The organism is Lonepinella sp. BR2474, from assembly GCF_051851555.1.
GTDB lineage: Bacteria > Pseudomonadota > Gammaproteobacteria > Enterobacterales > Pasteurellaceae > Lonepinella.
The window spans coordinates 13,359-35,804 of the sequence record NZ_JBPDVH010000003.1; the positions used below are offsets into that span (position 1 = coordinate 13,359).

Genomic DNA, 22,446 nt, shown 5'->3' on the forward strand with positions numbered 1-22,446 from the left:
TACTTGTCGCTTTTGGTTATAAGACTTACCAGTATTATCATTAAAAGTTAGTAATTATAAAAAAGCTGATGAAATATTCATCAGCTTTGGTAGAGTAGATTTATAGTCAGATTAATTTAATGTAGCAAGATCTTTATCAATCATGAAAATAGATTTGCCGTCTTCCCCTAATATATTGAATTTATCTAGGATACTACCGAATAATTTTTCTTCTTCGTGTTGTTCTGCTACATACCATTGTAAGAAATTGAACGCAGAATAGTCTTTGGCTTCAAAAGTTGCACCGACTAATTCATTGATTTTACTTGTAATTAATCTCTCATGAGTGAAAGTTAATTCGATAACTTCACGTAATGATTTATATTCGTGAGCCACTTCTTCAATCGCAGAAATTTGTGCGCCCGCACCGGTTTCATTTAAATAAGTGAACAATTTACGCATATGTTCCATTTCTTCAGCCGCATGTTCACGTAAGAATTTGGCAGCACCGACATAACCTTTTTGATCACACCATGCACTCATTTGTAAATAAAGATTGGAAGAATAAAATTCCAAATTCATTTGTGCATTTAATAATTCAACGATTTTTTTTGCTAACATGATGTTGTCCTCTTATTCTAGTGTAGATAATTCTTTATCAATTAAGTAAATAGCTTTGCCGTCATTGCCTAAAATATCAAATTTATCAATGACGCCACTGAATAAGGTTTCTTCTTCGTGCTGTTCTGCCACATACCATTGTAAGAAGTTGAAAGTCGAGTAGTCTTTTGTGGCAAAAGTGACTTCGACTAATTCATTAATTTTCGCTGTCACGTGTTTTTCGTGTTCAAAGGCGATTTCTAATACTTCACGTAATGACGCATATTCGGTACGTGGCGCCTCAATTTTGCCTAAAATTGGCAAGCCACCGGTTTCGCTAACATAATCGAATAATTTTTGCATATGTTCCATTTCTTCATCCGCATGACCGATAAAGAATTTGGCGGCACCTTCGTAACCATGGTTTGCACACCAAGCACTCATTTGTAAATAGGTGTTTGATGAAAAGAATTCTAAATTGATTTGTTCATTCAATTTAGTAGTAATTGCTTGGTTTAACATGTTTTGTTTCCTCGTAAAAAAATAAAGTGGAATAAATCCAACTGTTGCTATTATAACCATCTAAATGAGAATTGCAATATTTATTTAAATATAAGTGATTAATTTAAAAGGAAAAATCAATAACAACTATTATCATTTAGAATAACTTAACAATTTCTTTACATAAACAAGTTTGGAAATAATTCGCATTTTTTAACCGCACTTTTATTTTGCTCGAAAAGAAAGTTGTCAGAACATTTGATTTATCTCATAAATTCACTATAATATGCTTTCTCGAAATGACTTTTGAGCAAATTATGGGAAATCGTTGGGTCGCCTGCGGTTTCTGTTTTTAAACAATCTTACAAGAGAACATGAAAATGGCATTTAAATTTAACGCTGAAGTTCGTCAAACGCAAGGTACGGGTGCGAGCCGCCGTCTGCGTCACAACGGTCAAATCCCTGCAATCGTTTATGGTGGCAGCGAAGCCCCAGTTTCAATCATCTTAAACCATGATGAATTAAACAACGCACAAGCACATGAGAGTTTCTATTCTGACGTGATTACATTGGTGATTGGTGGTAAAGAAGTGGCTGTTAAAGTACAAGCTATGCAACGTCACCCATTTAAACCAAAATTAGCGCATATCGACTTTAAACGTGTATAATTTTTAGTTTGTTTGTTGAAAAACACCAATAATCCCTGATTGTTGGTGTTTTTTTTATTATAATGAAAAAAATTAAACATAAGGAACAGAATATGACATTAAAAATCGGTATTGTAGGCGCAGGCGGACGCATGGGGCGTCAATTAATTCAGGCAGTACATTCTGCCAGTGGCGTAGAATTAGGGGCGGCTTTTGAACGCTCAGGATCATCTTTAATTGGGGCAGATGCTGGCGAATTAGCGGGTATCGGTGCGTTAGGCATTAAAGTGGAAGAAAAATTGGAAAATCAAGTGGATCAATTTGACGTATTGATTGATTTCACTCGCCCTGAAGGTACATTGGAACATTTAAAATTCTGCGTAGCTCATCATAAAAATATGATTATCGGTACCACGGGTTTTGATGAGGCAGGTAAACAACAGATTCAACAGGCTGCTGAAAAAATTGGGATTGTATTTGCCTCAAATTATAGTGTTGGCGTAAATTTAGTATTTAAATTGCTAGAAAAAGCCGCCAAAGTGATGGGGGATTATTGCGATATTGAGATTATTGAGGCCCATCACCGTCATAAAGTAGATGCTCCATCAGGCACGGCGTTATCCATGGGTGAACATATTGCGAAAACCCTTGGCCGTGATTTGAAAACCCATGGGGTATTTTGCCGTGACGGTATTATTGGTGAACGTAAAGCGGATGAAATTGGTTTTTCCACCATTCGTGCCAGTGATGTCGTGGGGGAGCATACCGTGTGGTTTGCGGATATTGGTGAGCGAGTAGAAATTTCTCATAAAGCATCTAGTCGCATGACCTTTGCCAATGGGGCAGTGCGTGCGGCGAAATGGATTGAAAACCAATCTTCTGGCTTATTTGATATGACTGATGTGTTGGATTTGAATAATCTATAATCGGCATAAAAATGCCCTGTGATGTTCCTTTCGCATGAGGGAAATCACAGGGCGGATAGTTAAATTATTCAGCCCACCAACGTTTAAAGTTATCCCACCATCCATTTTCTTCACGGGTGCCACCAAACACAAAAGCATGGGCGGCTTTGAGTTTGTACTCCGTTTTGCCGTCTTCGGTTTTCACTTCTTGGTAATCTGAATACACCCCTGATCCTACAAATTCTTCCGCATTAGGGCCTTTAAAACTTCCTTTAAAGAAACCTTGATCTAATTCTTGGTTAGTGATTGGATCTTTGCGTGTTACCTTACCTCGAAATTCCAATTTATCTTTGCCATCTTGATATTGGGTGGGTTGCAAAATAGCGCTGTCCATTTTTTCTTCGTTAAAAGAAATAATTTCGCCCGACACCTCATGGGTGGCAAAATTCACCTGTAATCTTACTTCCCCAATCAAACGATTTTTGGGTAGATTTTCATAATCGTGGAGGTTTAATCCTGATAATTTCATAACATAATTTTTCACCTCAATAACATTTCCATTAAGGTCTGTGACGTGAGAGTTTATAGATAGAGATGAATTTCCCCTAGGTGTCCAAGACAATACTTTGCCATGATAAGTCGCTTTTTCTCCTTTTTTAATAATGTCTGCTCGTTTGGCATAAATAGAATTTTGATTATAATTATTACCGACACTTTCATATTTTAAGGCATAATTTGCTCCACTACCGCTGCCGAAGTGAAAGGTTACATAGGAAGAATAGGTTTGATTGACAAAATAGAAATCATCCTCACCATATTGTTGTACTTGTTGCGTATCAATAGGAAAGATGGATAAATCAAACACATCTCTTGATTTTTTAGATAAGGCATCTAAACGTTCTTGTTTATTTAATTTAAATGAAATATCTAGCACCCGCCAAATACCTTGCCCATCGGCATCAGTTTCCAGTTCTTTTCTGGCCGCATCAAATATATTGTGTTCACTAAAACCATACCACCACGTGCCAAGACCCAATAATAAAATCAACGGCAAACAGCATTTGCAGCGGTGAAATATATTCCCCTTCGTAGGTATTAGCCAAGCCCATACTGATCTTGATGTTTTTTGAGGGGACTTCTTAATGGGTCTTTTTGTTCCTTTCACCATGATGCTTTTGGCATCGGAGCTTGATGAAACAGCCGTGACAGGGTGGTCGGCCAATGGTGTGTGCTGAAAAGATTGTGTTGGTTTACTCAATTCACCGACTAATACGGGTTCTTGGTTGACTTGATAAATATCATATTTGATCACCTTGAGCTTATCCAACAAGGTTTGTATTTCATTCAGTTGATCTGCGGTGATTTTTCCGATAGTTTTAAGATGCCTCAACAGCCGAGCAATCCCATTTAATCGCTCATCAATTTTTTGTTGAATGACGTCATTGGGCTTGTCGAGTTTTTCTGGTTGCCCTTGAAGTGGGCTATACCATTCTACAATATCACCTTGAATCATCGGTGTGGCAAAGAGGGTTAAGGTGCTAGGCGGTAAATGTGGCACCATCAAGGGTTGATAACGTTGGAATAGTTCGACAAAATCAAGGACGATCTTTGCATTGGGCGTGATAGTCGTTCGAGCAAGACGTTGCATATCAATTTCCTTATGATAAAAATGGATTTTGAACAACCCTTAAACGTAGAGGCGTATGTTAAAGGTTTACGATAATCAAGGTGGACGATTTCACCCTGTTCATGTTAACGAAATATGCGTTTAATTGTATAGCGAACGAGATGATTAAGCAAAAAAATCTGCACCGTAATCCGTGTAAATCCCAACGGTTAGGGTGCAGATGATAGAATTGGATGCGCTGTGTTATTTAGGCAGCGTTAATTATTTGCTTGAATAATATCCACCCATTGCACTATAAATGGCATTTTCGTTTTGAAGTACCGCATATTTCGCATTTAAGATAGCCACTTGAGAGGCTTTCTCGGTATTCGCCGCTGTTAACCATTCTCTTAACTCTGATACCCCAGCGTTATAACGATTTTGATAGTATTTGGTAATCCGTTGATCATAATCGTATTTTTTCTTCAAATTGGTATAATTTTGTTGCGATTGGGTATAAGCAAAATAGTTAGTGTCAATTTCATTTAATGCCGTGGTAATGCCTTGTTCATAGGTGACACGAGCTGACTCATAAGCTGCCTCGGAAATTTTGACATTCCATTTTACGTGGTTCCAATCTAAGAACGGTAAGCTAATGCCTAAGGCACCGGCTGCAATAGGATTGCTTAAGGCCGATCCCACTGTGGTGGCACTAGAGGACAAGGTACCACTTAAACTAAGCGTTGGGAACCAAGATTTTTGCGTCGCCTTGGCATCTTTAAATGCACTGCTTAAACGGAATAAATTGCCTTTTACATCTGGACGATTCGCAATAGTCGATACCGGTACATTTAAATTCACGCCTGCAGTTTTCACATTTAAAATATGTGGAAAATTAATATCTAACGCTTGATCTGGTTTTAAATTCAATAAATTACGTAAAGTTTGCTCTGCAGTTTTACGTTGAGTTTGGTACGCAATTAAACTGTTCCGAGCTGACAAAACCGCCTGTTGTGCTTGGTCGGTACTGGCACGGTCGGCCACACCTTGTGCTAAACGGTTTTGCATAATGTTGTTGATTTGTCCGTAGTAGCTAATCGTGTCGTTGGTGGCTGAAATCGCATCATTGAGATAAGCAAGTTGATAATAGGTCACTACAACAGAGTTAACCAAGGAAAGGCGAGTGGCCTCTAAATCTTGTTGGGTGGCTTTGTAGGTCCATTCGCCGGCATCGGCGGCATCCGCTAATCGACGCCATAAATCTAAAGTATAACTCACGCCCAATGAGCCACCATGGCTAATAGTGGAATTGGCATGGGTGTCGGTACGACGGCTAGCAGAAGAACTTGCAGAACCATTAAAACTTGGTACTAAATCTGCACCCAATAAATTGGCTTGGTAAAGAGCTGAGTTGACAGAAATAGCGGCTTTGGCTAAATCTTTATTATTTAATAAGGCTTGTTCAACCACTTGGTTTAATTGTGCATCATTGTACAATGTCCACCAGTTTTCTTTGATGTTGTATTGTTGAGTAAGCTGTTCATATTGTTGATAGTCTTGTTGGCTAGTTTGGTAGCTATCTTCAATATTACTGGCACAGCCGGCTAAGGCTGTCGATAAAATCACAGTGAAAGCGATTTTGTTTAGTTTTAACATATTTTGTCCTTTAATATAATCGTTGGGACGTATTGCATACCCCAAAAACAGATCGAGCAATAGGGCGTATGCAATACGCCCCTACATCAAATTGTAATAAATGAACGTTCGTTCATTTTGACTTGCTTATTCTAACAGAAAAATAAAAATTTTCTACTATTCTCTCGCCAAAGCATTAATCGGATTTAACTGTGACGCATTTTTCGCTGGCATATAACCAAATACCACACCAATTAACGTGGAGCAGAGTACCGCAGAAATAATCGAGAAACTGGAAAATACCATGGTGAAATCCGTCATAAACAGATTAAAAATGGTACCAAATAACACCGATAATACAATGCCAGTCAGCCCACCAATTAAACAAATTAAGATCGCCTCAATCAAAAACTGTTGCAGAATATTAGCTTGTCTGGCACCGATTGCCATACGAACCCCAATTTCTTTGGTGCGTTCTGTGACGGAAACTAACATAATATTCATCACACCAATACCGCCTACCACTAAGGAAATCAACGCAATAGAGGAAATTAACAACGTCATGGTATTGGTGGTGGCTTCAATGGTTTGTTTAATGGTATCGGTATTCATCACGAAAAAGTCTTTTTTGCCATGGCGAACTTGCAATAAATTGGTTAAGCCCTTTTCTGCCACCGTGGAATTGACATCATCACGAATTTTTACCGTAATGCTATCAATTTTTTGATTGCCTGAAATTTTATTCATGGCCGTCGTGTAGGGAAGATAAAGTTTCAAACTGCTACTACTTCCGCCCATATTATTGTTTGATTTAGCTACACCAATGACTTTCAACGGCTTTTTATTCACCATTAAAATTTCGCCAAGTGGATCTTTATTGGGGAAAATTTGATTCACCGTATTATCATCAATCACCACCACATTTTCATTATTTTTCACCTCATCTGCGGTGAAAATTTTGCCATTTTCAGTGGTTAACCCTTTCACGTTAAAATATTGTTCCCCTACGCCATACACTTGAGCAGTAAAACTTTGGCTACCATAAGTTAGCGTTCCGCTCACGGAGCTATTTGGAGTGGAACTTTCAATATAACTTTGTTTGGCGAGAATATCGCTGTCGTTAACGGTTAAATTCTGGTTTTTATCAGCGTGTCGATCACCAAAACCGGTACCGTTAAAAATGTCCATAGTATTGGTTCCCATGGAATTAATATTGGCCAGAATTTTTTGCTGAGAACCGTTACCTAAGGCCACCACACAAACCACCGACGTGATCCCAATAATAATCCCCAACATGGTTAATAGGGAACGCATTTTATGTGCCACAATGGCCTTGACCGACATACGGAATGATTCCATAAATTGATCTTTATAGAAACTGAACGCGTTTTTATTAATTTTAGGCGTAGTGTCTTTGTGGGCAATTAAATCACTTTTGCGAGTATCTTCAATAATCCGACCATCTTTAATTTCAATCACTCGATTAGCAAATTCCGCCACATTTTTGTCATGGGTCACCAAAATAATGGTATGCCCCTCACCGTGGAGTTGAGTTAAAATTTCCATCACAGTTTCGCCACTTTTGCTGTCTAATGCCCCTGTGGGTTCGTCCGCTAAAATAATTTCCCCCCCGTTCATCAAGGCTCGAGCAATACTCACACGTTGCTGTTGACCGCCTGAAAGTTGGCTCGGTTTATTTTCTAATTTATCGCCTAAGCCTAATTTATCCAGCAAACTCCCTGCACGAGCTAAACGAGTTTGTTGATCGACGCCGGCATAAATTGCCGGAAGTGCTACATTTTCCACCGCACTTAAGGTGGAAAGCAAATTATAACGTTGGAAAATAAAGCCAAATTTTTGCTGACGTAAATCAGAAAGTTGGTCACGATTTAAATGACTAACTTCTTGGTTGTCAATTTTATAAGATCCAGACGTCGCCGTATCCAAACAACCAATAATATTCATCAGGGTGGATTTACCTGAACCCGATTGTCCAATAATGGCAATAAAATCGCCTTTTTTAATGTCTAGATCAATGTCTTTTAAAATCTGCGTACGGTTTTCGCCCTCACCAAAAAATTTGGTGATGCCTTTGATTTCAATAATATTCATAAAATTATCTCTTTTTACACCGCAGTTTTAAAATATTCTTGGGCCACGATTGCTATTGCCCACGGTTTCACCCTCAGCCACTTGCGAAGTGATGACTTTATCGCCCTCGTTTAAACCCGATAAGATTTGCGTATTCACATCGTCATTTAAACCAATGGTCACGTCACGTTTTTCCACTTGTTTATTCTCGTTTAACACATTGACATACACCTTATTACCGTCTTTTTGTAAACTTGTGGTCGGCACTAATAAGGCATCTTTCACATCGGCAATGGTAATGGTATTTTGCGTGGTCATCCCAATACGTAATTTGCCCTCTGGGTTATCCACTACCACATTCGCATAGTAATACACCGCATTGGTATCCGTGACATCTTCGGTATAGCCGTTATCGGTTAAGGTCGTCATGGCCGGATCCACGGAATTAATTTCTGCATGATATTTCGTATTCGGATCGGAGAGCGTGGTAAACTCAATGGGCATACCTTGTTTCACTTTGGTAATATCACCCTCGGAAATTTCTGGTTTAATCAGCATTTTGCTTAAATCTGCCACTTGTACGATAGTCGGCGTAGTTTGATTGGCGTTCACGGTTTGTCCGACGGAAACCGGAATCGAAATCACCGTACCGTTTAACGGAGAAACAATTTTGGTATAACCTAAATTGGTTTGAGCCGTACTGACTTCAATTTCCGATTGTTTAATCGAGGCTTCCACGCTTTCAATATCGGCTTCTGCACTGGATAGGGTATTTTTCGCCGTATTCACATCATCTAAGGTGGCAGAATTTTGTTTGTATAACTTCGACATCCGATTATAAGCAGACAATGCCACATCATAAGCGGTTTTCTTGGCTTTCAATTGTGCTTGATAAGAAGAAAGTTGTGCTTGAGCCGTGTTCAGGCTGTTAACTTGGGTTTTGGAATCAATTTCCGCGATTAAATCGCCCTCTTTCACCTCTTGCCCTAAGCTCACGTGAATTTTCTCAATTTTTCCTGAAACCTGTGCACCGACTTCCACACGGTTATAGCTCCGCACCGTGCCACTGGCTATCACTGATTTTTGCAAATTGCCACGGCTTACCGTTTCGGTTAAATAGGTGACTTGTGATCCTTGATCTGCTTTAAAATAAAACCAAGCTGCCGCACCCAAGGCAAGGATAATGACCGCAATTAATAATTTTTTCATCATAATATGTCCGATAATAAATAAAAGTAATAGAAGTATAAGGGATAAATCTTAATAAATCCTTAAGTATGATTGATAGATTGCATTTTTAGGAAAAAGTTGCAGGAAAAATTTCAAAGATTTTGTCCGCACTTTGTAATCTGACCGCAAACCGTGTAGAATAACCCCAATTTTTTAACCGTTTAACTTTTGATGATATGACAACAGAAAATATTGAAACAAACGAAACTCGTCCGACGAACTTTATTCGTCAAATTATTGATGAAGATTTAGCATCAGGAAAACATAGCAATGTTTACACACGTTTCCCGCCTGAACCCAATGGCTATTTACATATTGGCCACGCCAAATCGATTTGCTTGAATTTTGGTATTGCACAGGATTATCAAGGCAAATGTAACTTGCGTTTTGATGATACTAACCCAACCAAAGAAGATGTGGAATATGTGGACAGTATTAAGCAAGATGTGGAATGGCTCGGTTTCCATTGGGAGGGTGAACCGCATTATGCGTCAGATTATTTCGATCAGCTTTATGGTTATGCTATTGAATTAATTCAAAAAGGTTTGGCCTATGTAGATGAGCTTTCACCGGAACAAATGCGTGAATATCGTGGTACTTTAACCGAAGCTGGCAAAAACAGCCCATATCGTGATCGTCCGATTGAAGAAAATTTAGCCTTATTTGAAAAAATGAAAAACGGCGAAGTAGCCGAGGGCAAAATGAGCTTACGAGCCAAAATTGATATGAGTTCGCCATTTATGGTGATGCGTGACCCTGTGATTTATCGGGTAAAATTCGCTAGTCACCATCAAACAGGGGATAAATGGTGCATTTACCCAATGTACGATTTCACTCATTGCATTTCCGATGCCATTGAACGCATTACCCACTCAATTTGTACCTTGGAATTTCAAGACAACCGCCGTTTATATGATTGGGTATTGGAGCATATTTCTATTGAACGTCCATTGCCACATCAATATGAATTTTCTCGTTTAAATTTAGAGGGAACCTTAACATCTAAACGTAAATTATTAAAATTAGTGGAAGAAAAAGCCGTAGATGGTTGGAACGATCCACGTATGCCAACAATTTCAGGCTTACGCCGTCGGGGTTATACGCCAGCTGCTTTGCGTGAATTTTGTCGCCGAATTGGGGTGACCAAACAAGATAACGTGGTGGAATTTTCGGCGTTAGAAAGCTGTATTCGTGATGATTTAAACACCAATGCACCACGAGCCATGGCCGTGATTAATCCGCTAAAAATCGTGATTGAAAACTTAAAAAATTCGGAAATTTTAACCGCACCTAATCATCCCAATCGGGAAGAATTAGGCACAAGAGAATTGCCGTTTACTCAAGAGCTTTATATCGATCAAGCAGATTTCCGTGAAGAAGCCAATAAACAATATAAACGTTTGGTATTGGGCAAAGAAGTGCGTTTACGTAATGCTTATGTGATTAAAGCCGAACGGGTGGAAAAAGATGCGGACGGCAATGTGACTTGTGTATATTGTTCTTACGACCCTGAAACCCTTGGTAAAAATCCTGCGGACGGTCGCAAAGTGAAAGGCGTGATTCATTGGGTGTCAGCCACAGAAAATAACCCAGCAGAATTTCGTCAATATAGCCGTTTATTTGATATGCCAAACCCCGGGGCAGAAGAGGATATTATTGCCGCCATTAACCCAAATTCGTTGGTGGTAAAACAAGGTTTTGTAGAAAAATCTTTAGTCAATGCAAAAGCGGAACAAGCCTATCAATTTGAACGTGAAGGCTATTATTGTGCGGATAACAAAGACAGCCGTGCAGATCATTTAGTGTTTAATCTCACCGTGAGTTTAAAAGAAGGATTTTAGATGAAAAAATTAGTGTTAGTCGTGTTGACCGCCTGTGTGTTAGTCGCCTGTTCACAACCAAAAGATATTTATTTTAATGGAGCAGAGGGATCACATTCTGGCATTAAATATGATAAAAGTAGTGAATCCTTTGGGCTAAATCCTTAAGTCCCTCACCCTAACCCTCTCCCAAAGGGAGAGGGAATTTTGTATTTATCATCAACAATGACAACATCTCAATCACTCCCTTTTTGGCAACAAAAATCGCTTTCTGAAATGACGGAATCGGAATGGGAATCCCTTTGTGACGGCTGTGGAAAATGTTGTTACCGCAAATTTATTGAGGGACGAGGCAAGCGTGAACGCTTATATTACACCCGAATTGCCTGTGATTTATTAAACCTAGAAACAGGGAAGTGCGGTGATTATTGCAATCGTTTTACATTAATTGATGACTGCACCAAACTGACCAAGAAAAATCTCGCTCAATTTAGTTGGTTGCCAGATACTTGTGCTTATCGTTTACTTTATGAGAACAAGCCATTATTTGACTGGCATCCGCTGATTTCCAATAATCCCAACTCCGTTAAACTCGCTGGTGTCATGATTAAAAACGGCATTCACGAAAAAGATGTGATTGATTGGTTTGAGTATGTCATAGATTAAATCCGATAAATATGGCATTTCCCTGTTGGCATATCCACCGCAAGGCTTAATCTTCCGCCTAGCGTTTCCACATAGCGTTTTAGCGTGGAGAGTTTTAATTCATTACCACGTTGTTCAATTTGTGCCACCGCAGGTTGAGAAATACCGAGAGATTTAGCTAATTCTTTTTGTGACATTTCTAGTTCTTCGCGTAAATTAGATAATCTTGCTTCAAGAATAAGTTCTTCGGCTTCTTGTTGTATTTCTTTTTGTTCCTCTGGGGTAAATGTGGCAAGTAAGTCATCTAAGGTTTTCATTATGTTACTCCAATGTTTTTAAATAAGTGGTAAATTCTTGATCAGCTAGACGGATCATATGCTTATAAAATAATTTGTCATTACTTTTATCACCAGCACATAGCACGATAGCTTGACGTAGTGGATCAAATGCAAAAAAAGCTCGTAATGGCCTACCATTATGTTGAATGCGTAATTCTTTCATATTGGCATATTTTGACCCATTAACAGTATCAGCATAAGGTCTTGATAAATAGGGCCCAGCCATTTTTAATATCGTTAATGCTCGAGTAACACTTCGTTGTGTTTCTCTATTTTGTTGTTGTACCCAATCCCAAAAACAATCTGTTAATAGCACTGTCCATTCTTTTTTTGGCTTTTCTTCGTCAGTATTTTCTGTATAACTCATAACTTATTCTCCTTGCATTTTATAACTTACAGCTTATTTGTCAAGTTGCTCGTTTGTACGATTGAAACGAGAACATAACGCAAAATAATACTTGCAACAAACTTTGCTGTTTAAGTTTGGAATCTAGATCACAAAAATCCATTTTACAACTCGCCCCACTGTGATCCTGCGAATGATTGACAAATATGACAAAGATCACAAAATTCAACTAAATTGATTGTGTTTATTGTTGACCTTGTTAGAATATAACCAGAAACTTGAGGTACGCCTATGAATTTAACTGAACAACCACGCTTTACTGAACAGAAAGCTGAAAAATTAGGTATCTGTCCTTCGCATTATGATATTGATGGGCATTTTATTACGGCATCGCCCGAAACATTGGATTATTTCATCGCACTTTTGTCTGCGGAAAGTAGTCAGTCTGATGCTCATTTTGATGATGTCTTAGTATTAAATGCACAGCAAGTCACAGATTACGCTTTTTCTTCTTTCTTTTCATCCATCACCACCTGTCGTTTAACCAACGAACAAAACGAATTAATCTTTGAACAACAATCCGAACAACAAATTAGTTTACCGGCACTGCCAGTAGGTTATTATCAATTAACCCTTTCAGATAAAAAACAACAACGTAAAATTCGCTTGTTGGTGCAACCTAAAACCACATTCCAATCGCCGGTGTTAGAACAGCAAAAAGCCTGGGGGATTAATGTCCAGCTTTATAGCTTGCGTTCTGAGCGTAACTGGGGAATAGGTGACTTTGCCGATTTAACGTATTTAATCCAACATGCGACGCAATTTGGAGCGGATTTTATTGGGATTAATCCATTGCATAAAATGTATTCTGCAGTGCCAGATTGGGCCAGTCCTTATAGTGCGAGTTCACGTCGTTGGTTAAATCCGATTTATTTAGCGGTAGATTTGTTGCCTGAATTTAAATTGGCGAAATCGGTACAAACTTGGCTTACTCAACAACAAACTGAATTGGTGCGTTTACGTCAGCAAGAGGCGGTAGATTATCGTGCAGTTTCTGATTTAAAAATCACTGCGCTTGAACAGCTTTTTGCATTCAGTCAACGGAGTAAAACAGCCAAGATTGTGGCTCGTCGTCAAGCGTTTTTGACGTTTGTTGAACAGCAAAGTGAAAATCTGTTAAACCAAGCCTTATTTGAGGTGTTGGATAATATTGAGCACCCGACCAAACAAGCTGATGAAAAGACGATTGGTTGGTTAGGTTGGCGGAAAGAATGGCAACAATTAAGCGAAAAAAATCATAAAGCCTTAATTAAAAAATATCAACGTCAAATTGAATTTTATATGTGGTTACAATGGTTAACCGAACAACAATTGGCCGAAGTAAAAGTTTTTGCTCAAAAAGCTGGGTTACAATTAGGAATTTATGGCGATTTAGCGGTACAAAGTTCATGCGGTAGTGTGGATGTATGGAGTGACCCTGATCTTTATTGTGTCAAAGCGACCATCGGCGCCCCGCCTGATCCTCTTGGTCCTGTTGGGCAAAATTGGGGATTACCGCCTTATAATCCGACGGTTTTAAAAGCTCGTGGTTTCCAACCTTTTATTGATATGTTACGAGCTAATATGCAACACTTTGGCGTGTTGAGAATCGATCATGTGATGGGCTTGTTCCGGTTGTGGTTTATTCCGGAAAATAAAACCGCAGTTGATGGCGTTTATGTGCTTTATCCGTTTGCTGAACTTATGGCGATTTTGGCCATTGAAAGTCAGCGTAATCAATGTGTGATTGTGGGCGAAGATTTAGGCACTGTGGCAGATGAAGTGCGGTCTAAATTAAATGAATTTTTAGTTTATTCGTATTTTGTGTTGTATTTTTCACAAGCCAATGGCGAATTTCCGCTAGCAGAAAATTTCCCACCCCAAGCCTTTGCGACTATTGGCACCCATGATGTACCGTCTTTACGTAGTTTCTGGCATTGCAAAGATTTAGAATTGTTTGAACAACTTGGTGTGTTGCAAGGCGATTTTTTACAACAGAAATATCAACAACGTTTAGAAGATAAACAGGCATTATTAAATAGTTTACATCGAGATCAGTATTTGCCCGATGATTATTATGGTGATGCGTTAAGCATGGCCATGCACGATCATCTCAATTTGGTGATTCATCGTTATTTGGCTCAAAGTGAAAGCCGTTTGATTGGCGTGCAGTTAGAGAATTTGATTGATCAGGAAGTGTCGTTTAACTTACCTGGTACATCTGATGAATATCCTAATTGGCAGGTGAAACTCGCATTGCCATTAGAGCAGATATTTAGTGACCAACGCATTCAAGCGTTGCTAAATGAAATTAACCATAATAGGAAGTCATTATGAAAAAATTAGTAGAACAATCCGTGATTGATGCGTTTTTTAATGGAACGCACGCTGATCCATTTTCCGTGTTAGGTATGCACGAAACAGAAAGAGGGATTGAAGTTCGCGTGTTAATGCCTGACGCAGATAGCGTAGTGGTGATTAATCGTGCCACGCAAGAGGTGGCAATTCAATTAGAAAAAATTGATGAACGTGGATTTTTCACTGGCGTGACAGCCCAAACCCATGATTTCTTTGATTATCAACTTCAAGTCACTTGGGGGCATGAAACCATTGTGGTAGAAGACCCATACCGTTTCCATCCAATGATTGAAGAATTAGATAACTGGTTATTAGCTGAGGGTTCACATTTACGCCCTTATGAAGTGTTGGGTGCACATTTCACTGAGTGTGACAATGTCACAGGTGTTAACTTCCGTTTATGGGCACCGAATGCCAAACGTGTGTCTGTGGTGGGGGATTTCAACTATTGGGACGGTCGCCGTCATCCAATGCGTTTCCATGCGAACAGCGGCGTGTGGGAACTCTTTATTCCGAAAGTGGCTTTAGGACAATTATATAAATTTGAATTGTTAGATTGTAATAATCAACTACGTTTAAAATCTGACCCTTATGCCTTTGCTGCACAATTACGCCCAGATACCGCCTCACAAGTGAGTGCCTTACCTGAAATCGTGGAAATGACTGAGGCTCGCCGTAAAGCCAACCAATCAGATCAGCCGATTTCTATTTATGAAGTGCATTTAGGTTCATGGCGTCGTAATTTAGAAAATAATTTCTGGTTAGACTATGACCAATTAGGAGATGAGTTAATTCCTTATGTGAAAGATATGGGCTTTACCCATATTGAATTGTTACCCATTTCAGAATATCCATTTGACGGTTCGTGGGGCTATCAACCGTTAGGTTTATATGCACCGACTAGCCGTTTTGGTACACCAGAGGGCTTTAAACGCTTTATTGCTAAAGCACACGAGGCCGGTATTAATGTGATTTTAGACTGGGTACCGGGGCATTTCCCAAGTGATACCCATGGTTTGGCTGCCTTTGACGGTACGGCGTTATATGAACATGCGGATCCAAAAGAGGGTTATCACCAAGACTGGAATACCTTAATTTATAACTATGGCCGTCATGAAGTGAAAAACTTCTTGACAGGTAATGGCTTATATTGGTTGGAACGCTTTGGCTTAGACGGCTTACGTGTGGATGCCGTGGCGTCTATGATTTATCGTGATTACAGCCGTAAAGACGGAGAGTGGATTCCAAATGAATACGGTGGTCGAGAAAACTTAGAGGCTATTGATTTCTTACGTCAAACTAACCGCATTGTGGGTACCGAAGTCCCAGGGGCAACCAGTATTGCGGAAGAATCGACCTCTTTTGCTGGCGTCACCTTACCGCCTGAAAATAACGGTTTAGGGTTCCATTTCAAATGGAATATGGGTTGGATGAATGACACCCTTTCTTATATGAAACTGGATCCGATTTATCGCCAATATCACCACAATAAAATGACCTTTGGTATGGTGTATCAATACAGCGAAAACTTCTTATTGCCATTGTCCCATGATGAAGTGGTGCATGGTAAATGTTCGTTGTTAGGCAAAATGCCTGGGGACGCATGGCAAAAATTCGCTAACTTGCGTGCTTATTATGCGTATATGTGGGGCTATCCGGGCAAAAAATTACTCTTTATGGGTAACGAATTTGCTCAAGGCCGTGAGTGGAATTATCAAGAAAGTCTGGATTGGTACTTATTGGACGATTTCCACGGCGGTGGCTGGCATAAAGCCGTTTTGCAATTAGTCAAAGACTTGAATAAAACTTACAAAGAAAACGCCGCACTTTATCAATTAGATAACAAACCAGAGGGTTTTGATTGGTTAGTGGTGGACGATTATCAAAATTCTGTATTTGCCTTTGAACGTCGTGACAGCAACGGTGAACGTATTTTGGTGGTCAGTAACTTTACCCCAGTGGTGCGTGAAAATTATCGTATTGGCGTCAATGAAGCAGGGGAATATGAAGAAATTCTCAATACCGACTCGGCTTATTATAAAGGCTCCAATGTAGGTAACTCTGGTGTCGTTACTACAGAAGAAATTGAAAGTCATGGCAGAGAACAATCTATTTCAATTGTGATACCGCCATTGGCAACGGTTTATTTGCGTTGGAAAAAAGTTGCAAAAAAGGTCAGAAAAACAGCAGTAAAGCGTACTAAAAAAGCGGAAACTGCGGTAGAAAAACCCGCAAAAACGGCTAAAAAAGCGACCACAACCAAAGTAAGCAAAGCAAAAGCAACGAAAGCGGAGAGTGTGAAAGCGGCGGTGGCCGAAAGCGAGGCGACTAAAGCAAAAACAACCCGAGCTAAATCCGAGAAATCGGATACGGTAAAAATGGATGTGAGTAAGATAACTACACCTATCGAAACCGAAATTGTGCCTACCACGGCAACAAAAACGACCGCTAAAAAGGCGACCAAAGTCACCACTAAAAAAGCGGCGTTAGAGGCAGAGCCGGTGAAAAAAACAGTGAAAGCAAAAGCGGAGACCAAAACCACCAAAGCGAAAGCGAGTACGGTCAAAAAAGTAGCCTCAGAAACTGAAACTGTGAAAAAAGCAACCAAAGCAAAAGCGAAAAAAACGGCCGAAGTATAACAGGTAGAACATTGCGTAACGGAGTGGTGTAGTTAACTACACCATTCCAAACGCTTTGATGTTAATGGATTATTTTTAAATTATTATTTTATGAGTACATTATTAGGGGCGAATGTTGAATTTCGCAATAATCAACAAGGGGTGAATTTTGCCCTCTATTCAAGCCAAGCCAGTCGCATTGAGTTATGTTTATTTGATGATAACGATCAGGAACAACGCATTGCCATGGCGAAAAATGAACAAGATATTTGGCATTGTTGGTTAGCCAATGTAGCAGTGGGGACAAAATACGCTTACCGTCTTTATCCTAAAGATGAAAAAAGTTTGAACAACCCCAACAAATTAATGTTAGATCCCTACGCCAAAAAAGTCGTTGGGAAACCTGATTTATCCACCATCAACAAACGAGCATGGTTTTTATTAAACGACGCTCGTGATAATGCGAAAGTTGCTCCGAAGGGCGTCGTGACTGCGCCTTCTGATTTTGATTGGCAAGGTGATGACCAGCTACAAATTCCGTGGGCAAACAGTATTCTTTATGAATTACACGTGAAAGGCTTTACCCAATTACGCAAGGATTTACCCGAGCATATTCGAGGCACCTATGCGGGTTTAGCCCATCCGAAAAGTATCACCTATTTAAAACAATTAGGCATTACAGCAGTTGAATTATTGCCCGTAAATTATGCGGTAGATGAACCGCACTTACAAGAAAAACGCTTACACAATTATTGGGGTTATAACCCCTTAGCCATGTTTGCATTAGAGCCTCGTTATGCGGCGACGGATAATCCAGAAAATGAATTTAAACAAGCAGTCAAAGCCTTGCATCAAGCGGGGATTGAAGTGATTTTAGATGTGGTATTTAATCACAGTGCCGAGGGCGAAAAACATTTTCCAACCTTTAGTCAACGAGGTATTGATGATGAGGCTTATTATTATCACAATGCAGATGGATATTATGAAAACTGGACAGGCTGTGGCAATACCTTAAATTTATCGACGCCACAAGGCCGAGCTTGGGTGTTGGATTGTTTAAGATATTGGGTGAAAGAATACCATATTGATGGTTTCCGTTTTGATTTAGCCAGTAGCTTAGGGCGAGAACAACCCCATTTTAATCCGCATTCTTTATTATTTCAGGCCATTGAACAGGATCCATTATTATCCCGTTGCAAAATGATCAGCGAACCTTGGGATTTAGGCGAGGGTGGCTATCAAGTCGGCAATTTCCCACCGTATTTTGCTGAATGGAATGATCGTTATCGTGATGATATTAAACAGTTCTGGTTATGGAAAAATGGCGCATTAGGTGCGTTAGCAGAACGCTTTGCTGGCTCAAGTGATATGTACCGAAAAGAGGGACAACAACCGCATAAAACGTTAAATTTTATCACCGCACATGATGGTTTCACCTTGCGTGATTTAGTCAGTTACAACCATAAACATAATCTGGCCAATGGCGAAGATAACCGTGATGGACGTAATGAAAATTACAGTTACAACCATGGTGTGGAGGGATCCGCCGATGGCTTGCCGTTAGCTGAAAAAAGTGCGGTGGAAAAACAACGATTTTTAACCAGTGTGGCGTTATTACGTACGTTGTTATTATCCAATGGGACGCCCATGTTATTGGCCGGTGATGAATTTGGGAATACACAATATGGCAACAACAACGCCTATTGTCAGGATAGCCAAATTGCTTGGTTGAAATGGTCGGCATTTAATCATGATTTATTTACGGCCACCCAGAAAATCATTCAGTTACGTAAAAAAATCAGCAGTTTATCTTGCGATCAGTGGTGGACAGACCAGAACGTGACTTGGTTAAATGAATTTAGCCACCCTATGCAAGTGGTGCATTGGAACGATAAAGCTATAAAAGCCATGCAAATCTTATTAGATGATGAATGGCTATTCGTGATCAACGCAAAAGATGAATTGCAGAATTTTGTATTACCGGAGGGAAATTGGGAAATTTTAGTGTCACAACAAGCCAAGCCATTAAAAGGGCAAGGTTTATTGCTTGAAACCTTAGATTTCTGTGTATTACAACGAAAATAAACGTTTTTTTTAATTAATTTTTTCAAAAGTTTGAAGTCTATCACAGAATTTTATTTTTATTTTCTGTATAGTGATGACAGATGATGAAATTCTCACCATTTTAACTAAACGATTAACCCGAAATTTTATTTATGGAGAATAATTATGAGTAGCAAAGTAGCAGTACCCAACAGATTCGAACTTGTTAAAGAAACCTTGGTGTTAATTTTAGCGGGTGGACGTGGTTCTCGTTTACACGAATTAACCGATAAACGTGCAAAACCTGCACTGTATTTTGGTGGTAATCGTCGTATTATTGATTTCGCTTTATCAAACTGTATTAACTCGGGATTAAACCGCATTGGCGTGGTAACACAATATGCGGCACATTCTTTGTTACGTCATTTGCAAAACGGTTGGTCTTTCTTGCCACAAGAACGTGGGGAATTTGTGGATATGTTGCCAGCGCGTCAACAAATTGATAATTCCACATGGTATCGTGGCACGGCGGATGCGGTATATCAAAATATGGCGATTTTGAAAAACCACTATAAACCAAAATATGTATTGATTTTAGCCGGTGACCATATTTATAAACAAGATTATAGCCAAATGTTGCTCGACCACGTGACCAGTGGGGCAAAATGTACCGTAGGTTGTATTGAAGTACCTCGTTCAGAAGCGTCCGAATTTGGTGTTATGGCGGTTGATGAGAATTTGAAAGTGAAAGAATTCGTGGAAAAACCTGAAAATCCACCTGCTATGTTTGGTAAACCAGATGTTTCATTGGCCTCCATGGGGATTTATGTGTTTGATGCGGATTATTTATATGATGTATTAGATCGTGAAGTTAAATCACCTTACACTTCCCATGACTTTGGTAAAGATATTTTACCGAAATCCTTGGAAGAGGGCGTATTGTATGCACATCCGTTTAGCCGTTCTTGCATGGGGCGCAATACCGATGGCGAAATTTACTGGCGTGATGTGGGTACCTTAGACAGTTTCTGGCAATCAAACATTGACTTAGTATCTGAAAAACCACAATTAGATATTTACGATCAACGTTGGCCAATTCGTGGTAATCCAGAACAAACTTATCCATCAAAATTCTTCTACAATAACCCACATGTTAAACCGGTGGATAACTCGTTGATTTCTGGTGGATGTTTGATTACCGACGCAAGCATTAGTTATTCCGTGTTATTCAACAATGTAAAAATTAAAGCCAATTCCAGTGTCGATCACTGCGTCATTTTACCACAAGTGACCATTGGTAAAGATTGTGTGTTGAAAAACTGTATTATCGACCGTCACGTGGTGATTCCTGATGGCACTCACATTGGGATAAACATTGAAGAAGATCGTCAACGTTTCCGTGTGAGTAGTACAGGTAAAGTGGTGCTAGTGACAGAATCCATGGTTAAAAAATTAACCGGTGAACACATTGGTGACGAAACCCATTTAGATTAATTTTATTCACCCTCATTACCCTCACCCTGGCCCTCTCCCAAAGGGAGAGGGGAGTTGGATTTTCGGGTGGTGAGGGTTTTATTTATTCAAGGAAAACAAAATTAAATGAGAGTATTACACGTTTGTTCTGAACTCTATCCATTACTCAAAACCGGCGGATTAGCCGATGTGATGGGGGCATTGCCTTTTGCACAAAAGCAAGAGGGGATTGATGCACGCGTTTTATTACCAGGTTATCCTGCGATTTTTGCAGGGATTCCAGAAACCTATGTGGTGGCTGAATTTTACAATTTTGCTGGCCGTATTTTATTACGTTATGGTGAATACAATGGGGTAGGCGTGTATATTATTGATGCACCGCATTTATACGATCGTCAAGGTAATCCTTATCACGATCAATGGTATCAAGATTACACCGATAACTATAAACGTTTCGCTTTACTCGGTTGGGTTGGTGCAGAATTGGCTACAGGATTAGACAGTTGGTGGAACGCCGAAGTGGTTCATTCTCACGACTGGCACGCTGGCTTAACCAGTGCGTATTTATATAACAAAGGTAAACCGGCTAAATCCGTATTCACGATTCATAATCTCGCTTACCAAGGCCGATTTGAATATCATCATTTATACGAAATTGGTTTACCTGCAGGCATGTTCCATGTGGATGGCTTAGAACTATATGGCGAAATGTCTTATTTGAAAGCCGGCTTATATTATTCTGATGCTGTCACCGCCGTGAGTCCAACTTACGCCCAAGAAATCACTCGACCAGAATTTGCTTATGGTTTACAAGGCCTATTAGGCACCTTAGCTTATCAAGGACGTTTACACGGAATTTTAAACGGGGTAGATGACAATATTTGGCATCCAAATAACGATCCTTATATTACGGACCACTATAAATTAAAATTTATGGCTGGTAAGAAAAAGAATAAGGAACAGTTACAAGCCTATTTCAATTTACCACAAAATCCAGATGTGCCGGTTTTCGTCATGATTACCCGTTTAACCGAACAAAAAGGTGTGGATTTATTGTTGGAAACCACCGATGAAATCGTTAGCCAAGGTGGACAGTTAATTGTGCTAGGGTCTGGTGCTCAACATTTTGAACAAGGATTGTGGGGCTTAACCCAATATTATCCAAACAATGTGGCGGTGAAAATCGGTTATGATGAAGCCTTATCTCACCTTATGGTCGCAGGTGGTGACGTTATTTTAGTACCAAGTCGTTTTGAACCTTGTGGATTAACCCAATTATATGGTTTAAAATATGGCACATTGCCTTTAGTTCGCAAAACAGGTGGCCTTGCTGACACCGTAGTGGACAGCACCAGTGAGAACATTAAAGCCGGTATTGCTACTGGTTTTGTATTTGAACATGCTGACCCACAAGGCTTGCGTTATGCCATTAACAATGCCTTTGCGTTATGGAAAAAACAACGTTTATGGGTGAATGTCAGAGCGAATGCCATGGCTCAAGATTTCAGCTGGGCATTAGCCGCAAGACATTATCTGGCACTTTATAACAGAATTTAGTTGTAAAAGTCGTCA

The 22,446-nt window shown here is 39.6% G+C and carries 17 protein-coding genes and 1 pseudogene; 10 read left to right on the forward strand and 8 right to left on the reverse strand.

Annotation, left to right across the window (positions count from 1 at the left end; genetic code table 11):
* Window positions 1–111: 111 nt before the first annotated feature.
* Together ftnA (ACTG7Q_RS05100) and ftnA (ACTG7Q_RS05105) are read right to left on the reverse strand one after the other, a co-directional pair.
* Window positions 112–600: a non-heme ferritin gene (ftnA, locus tag ACTG7Q_RS05100; RefSeq protein WP_439241559.1), complete on the reverse strand. Its 489-nt coding sequence runs from the start codon at window positions 598–600 to the stop codon at window positions 112–114.
* 12 nt (window positions 601–612) lie between these two features.
* Entirely contained in the window at window positions 613–1,101 is a 489-nt protein-coding gene (gene ftnA / locus ACTG7Q_RS05105; protein ID WP_439241561.1) for a non-heme ferritin, read from the reverse strand.
* Between the two features lie 359 nt (window positions 1,102–1,460).
* Between ftnA (ACTG7Q_RS05105) and rplY the strand changes: the two genes are divergently transcribed.
* Both rplY and dapB read left to right on the forward strand, forming a co-directional pair.
* The gene (rplY, locus tag ACTG7Q_RS05110; RefSeq protein WP_439241563.1) at window positions 1,461–1,748 is read left to right on the forward strand and encodes a 50S ribosomal protein L25; all 288 of its coding nucleotides are present in this window, start codon (window positions 1,461–1,463) and stop codon (window positions 1,746–1,748) included.
* A gap of 92 nt (window positions 1,749–1,840) precedes the next feature.
* On the forward strand, window positions 1,841–2,653 hold the full coding sequence (gene dapB / locus ACTG7Q_RS05115; protein ID WP_439241565.1) for a 4-hydroxy-tetrahydrodipicolinate reductase: 813 nt from the start codon (window positions 1,841–1,843) through the stop codon (window positions 2,651–2,653).
* A gap of 64 nt (window positions 2,654–2,717) precedes the next feature.
* On the opposite strand, the gene ACTG7Q_RS05120 is transcribed toward dapB, so the two are convergent.
* The 4 genes from ACTG7Q_RS05120 to ACTG7Q_RS05135 all read right to left on the reverse strand — a co-directional run bounded on the left by ACTG7Q_RS05120 (window position 2,718) and on the right by ACTG7Q_RS05135 (window position 9,176).
* Window positions 2,718–4,280 carry a hypothetical protein gene (locus tag ACTG7Q_RS05120; RefSeq protein WP_439241567.1) on the reverse strand — a complete coding sequence of 521 codons (1,563 nt, stop codon included), beginning with the start codon at window positions 4,278–4,280 and terminating at the stop codon, window positions 2,718–2,720.
* 240 nt (window positions 4,281–4,520) lie between these two features.
* On the reverse strand, window positions 4,521–5,894 hold the full coding sequence (gene tdeA, locus ACTG7Q_RS05125; RefSeq protein ID WP_439241569.1) for a toxin/drug exporter TdeA: 1,374 nt from the start codon (window positions 5,892–5,894) through the stop codon (window positions 4,521–4,523).
* Between the two features lie 156 nt (window positions 5,895–6,050).
* Window positions 6,051–7,985 carry a MacB family efflux pump subunit gene (locus ACTG7Q_RS05130; RefSeq protein WP_439241571.1) on the reverse strand — a complete coding sequence of 645 codons (1,935 nt, stop codon included), beginning with the start codon at window positions 7,983–7,985 and terminating at the stop codon, window positions 6,051–6,053.
* Window positions 7,986–8,012: 27 nt separating this feature from the next.
* A complete protein-coding gene (locus tag ACTG7Q_RS05135; protein WP_439241573.1) occupies window positions 8,013–9,176 on the reverse strand; it encodes an efflux RND transporter periplasmic adaptor subunit in 1,164 nt (387 codons plus the stop codon).
* Between the two features lie 194 nt (window positions 9,177–9,370).
* On the opposite strand from ACTG7Q_RS05135, the gene glnS reads away from it, so the two are divergent.
* Genes glnS through ACTG7Q_RS05150 form a run of 3 tightly spaced genes read left to right on the forward strand, consistent with a single transcriptional unit; the run spans window position 9,371 to window position 11,680 of the window.
* The gene (gene glnS, locus ACTG7Q_RS05140; RefSeq protein ID WP_439241575.1) at window positions 9,371–11,035 is read left to right on the forward strand and encodes a glutamine--tRNA ligase; all 1,665 of its coding nucleotides are present in this window, start codon (window positions 9,371–9,373) and stop codon (window positions 11,033–11,035) included.
* Window positions 11,036–11,182, forward strand: coding sequence for a hypothetical protein (locus ACTG7Q_RS05145; RefSeq protein WP_439241577.1), 147 nt, complete (start codon window positions 11,036–11,038; stop codon window positions 11,180–11,182).
* Between the two features lie 57 nt (window positions 11,183–11,239).
* Entirely contained in the window at window positions 11,240–11,680 is a 441-nt protein-coding gene (locus ACTG7Q_RS05150) for a YcgN family cysteine cluster protein (protein WP_439241579.1), read from the forward strand.
* On the opposite strand, the gene ACTG7Q_RS05155 is transcribed toward ACTG7Q_RS05150, so the two are convergent.
* Together ACTG7Q_RS05155 and ACTG7Q_RS05160 are read right to left on the reverse strand one after the other, a co-directional pair.
* A complete protein-coding gene (locus ACTG7Q_RS05155) occupies window positions 11,677–11,976 on the reverse strand; it encodes a helix-turn-helix domain-containing protein (RefSeq protein WP_439241581.1) in 300 nt (99 codons plus the stop codon). The two genes, ACTG7Q_RS05150 and ACTG7Q_RS05155, sit on opposite strands and share 4 nt — an antisense overlap.
* Before the next feature lie 4 nt (window positions 11,977–11,980).
* Window positions 11,981–12,364, reverse strand: coding sequence for a type II toxin-antitoxin system RelE/ParE family toxin (locus ACTG7Q_RS05160; protein WP_439241583.1), 384 nt, complete (start codon window positions 12,362–12,364; stop codon window positions 11,981–11,983).
* Window positions 12,365–12,634: 270 nt separating this feature from the next.
* On the opposite strand from ACTG7Q_RS05160, the gene malQ reads away from it, so the two are divergent.
* From malQ to glgA, 5 genes and pseudogenes are all read left to right on the forward strand, one after another.
* Window positions 12,635–14,719 carry a 4-alpha-glucanotransferase gene (gene malQ, locus ACTG7Q_RS05165; protein ID WP_439241585.1) on the forward strand — a complete coding sequence of 695 codons (2,085 nt, stop codon included), beginning with the start codon at window positions 12,635–12,637 and terminating at the stop codon, window positions 14,717–14,719.
* Window positions 14,716–17,019: pseudogene (gene glgB, locus ACTG7Q_RS05170) on the forward strand (1,4-alpha-glucan branching protein GlgB); the annotation flags it as partial. The gene malQ and the pseudogene glgB, both read left to right, overlap by 4 nt.
* 450 nt (window positions 17,020–17,469) lie before the next feature.
* Window positions 17,470–19,443, forward strand: coding sequence for a glycogen debranching protein GlgX (gene glgX / locus ACTG7Q_RS05175; RefSeq protein ID WP_439241587.1), 1,974 nt, complete (start codon window positions 17,470–17,472; stop codon window positions 19,441–19,443).
* A gap of 144 nt (window positions 19,444–19,587) precedes the next feature.
* The gene (gene glgC / locus ACTG7Q_RS05180) at window positions 19,588–20,895 is read left to right on the forward strand and encodes a glucose-1-phosphate adenylyltransferase (protein WP_439241589.1); all 1,308 of its coding nucleotides are present in this window, start codon (window positions 19,588–19,590) and stop codon (window positions 20,893–20,895) included.
* Between the two features lie 105 nt (window positions 20,896–21,000).
* Entirely contained in the window at window positions 21,001–22,431 is a 1,431-nt protein-coding gene (glgA, locus tag ACTG7Q_RS05185) for a glycogen synthase GlgA (RefSeq protein ID WP_439241591.1), read from the forward strand.
* Window positions 22,432–22,446 lie beyond the last annotated feature (15 nt).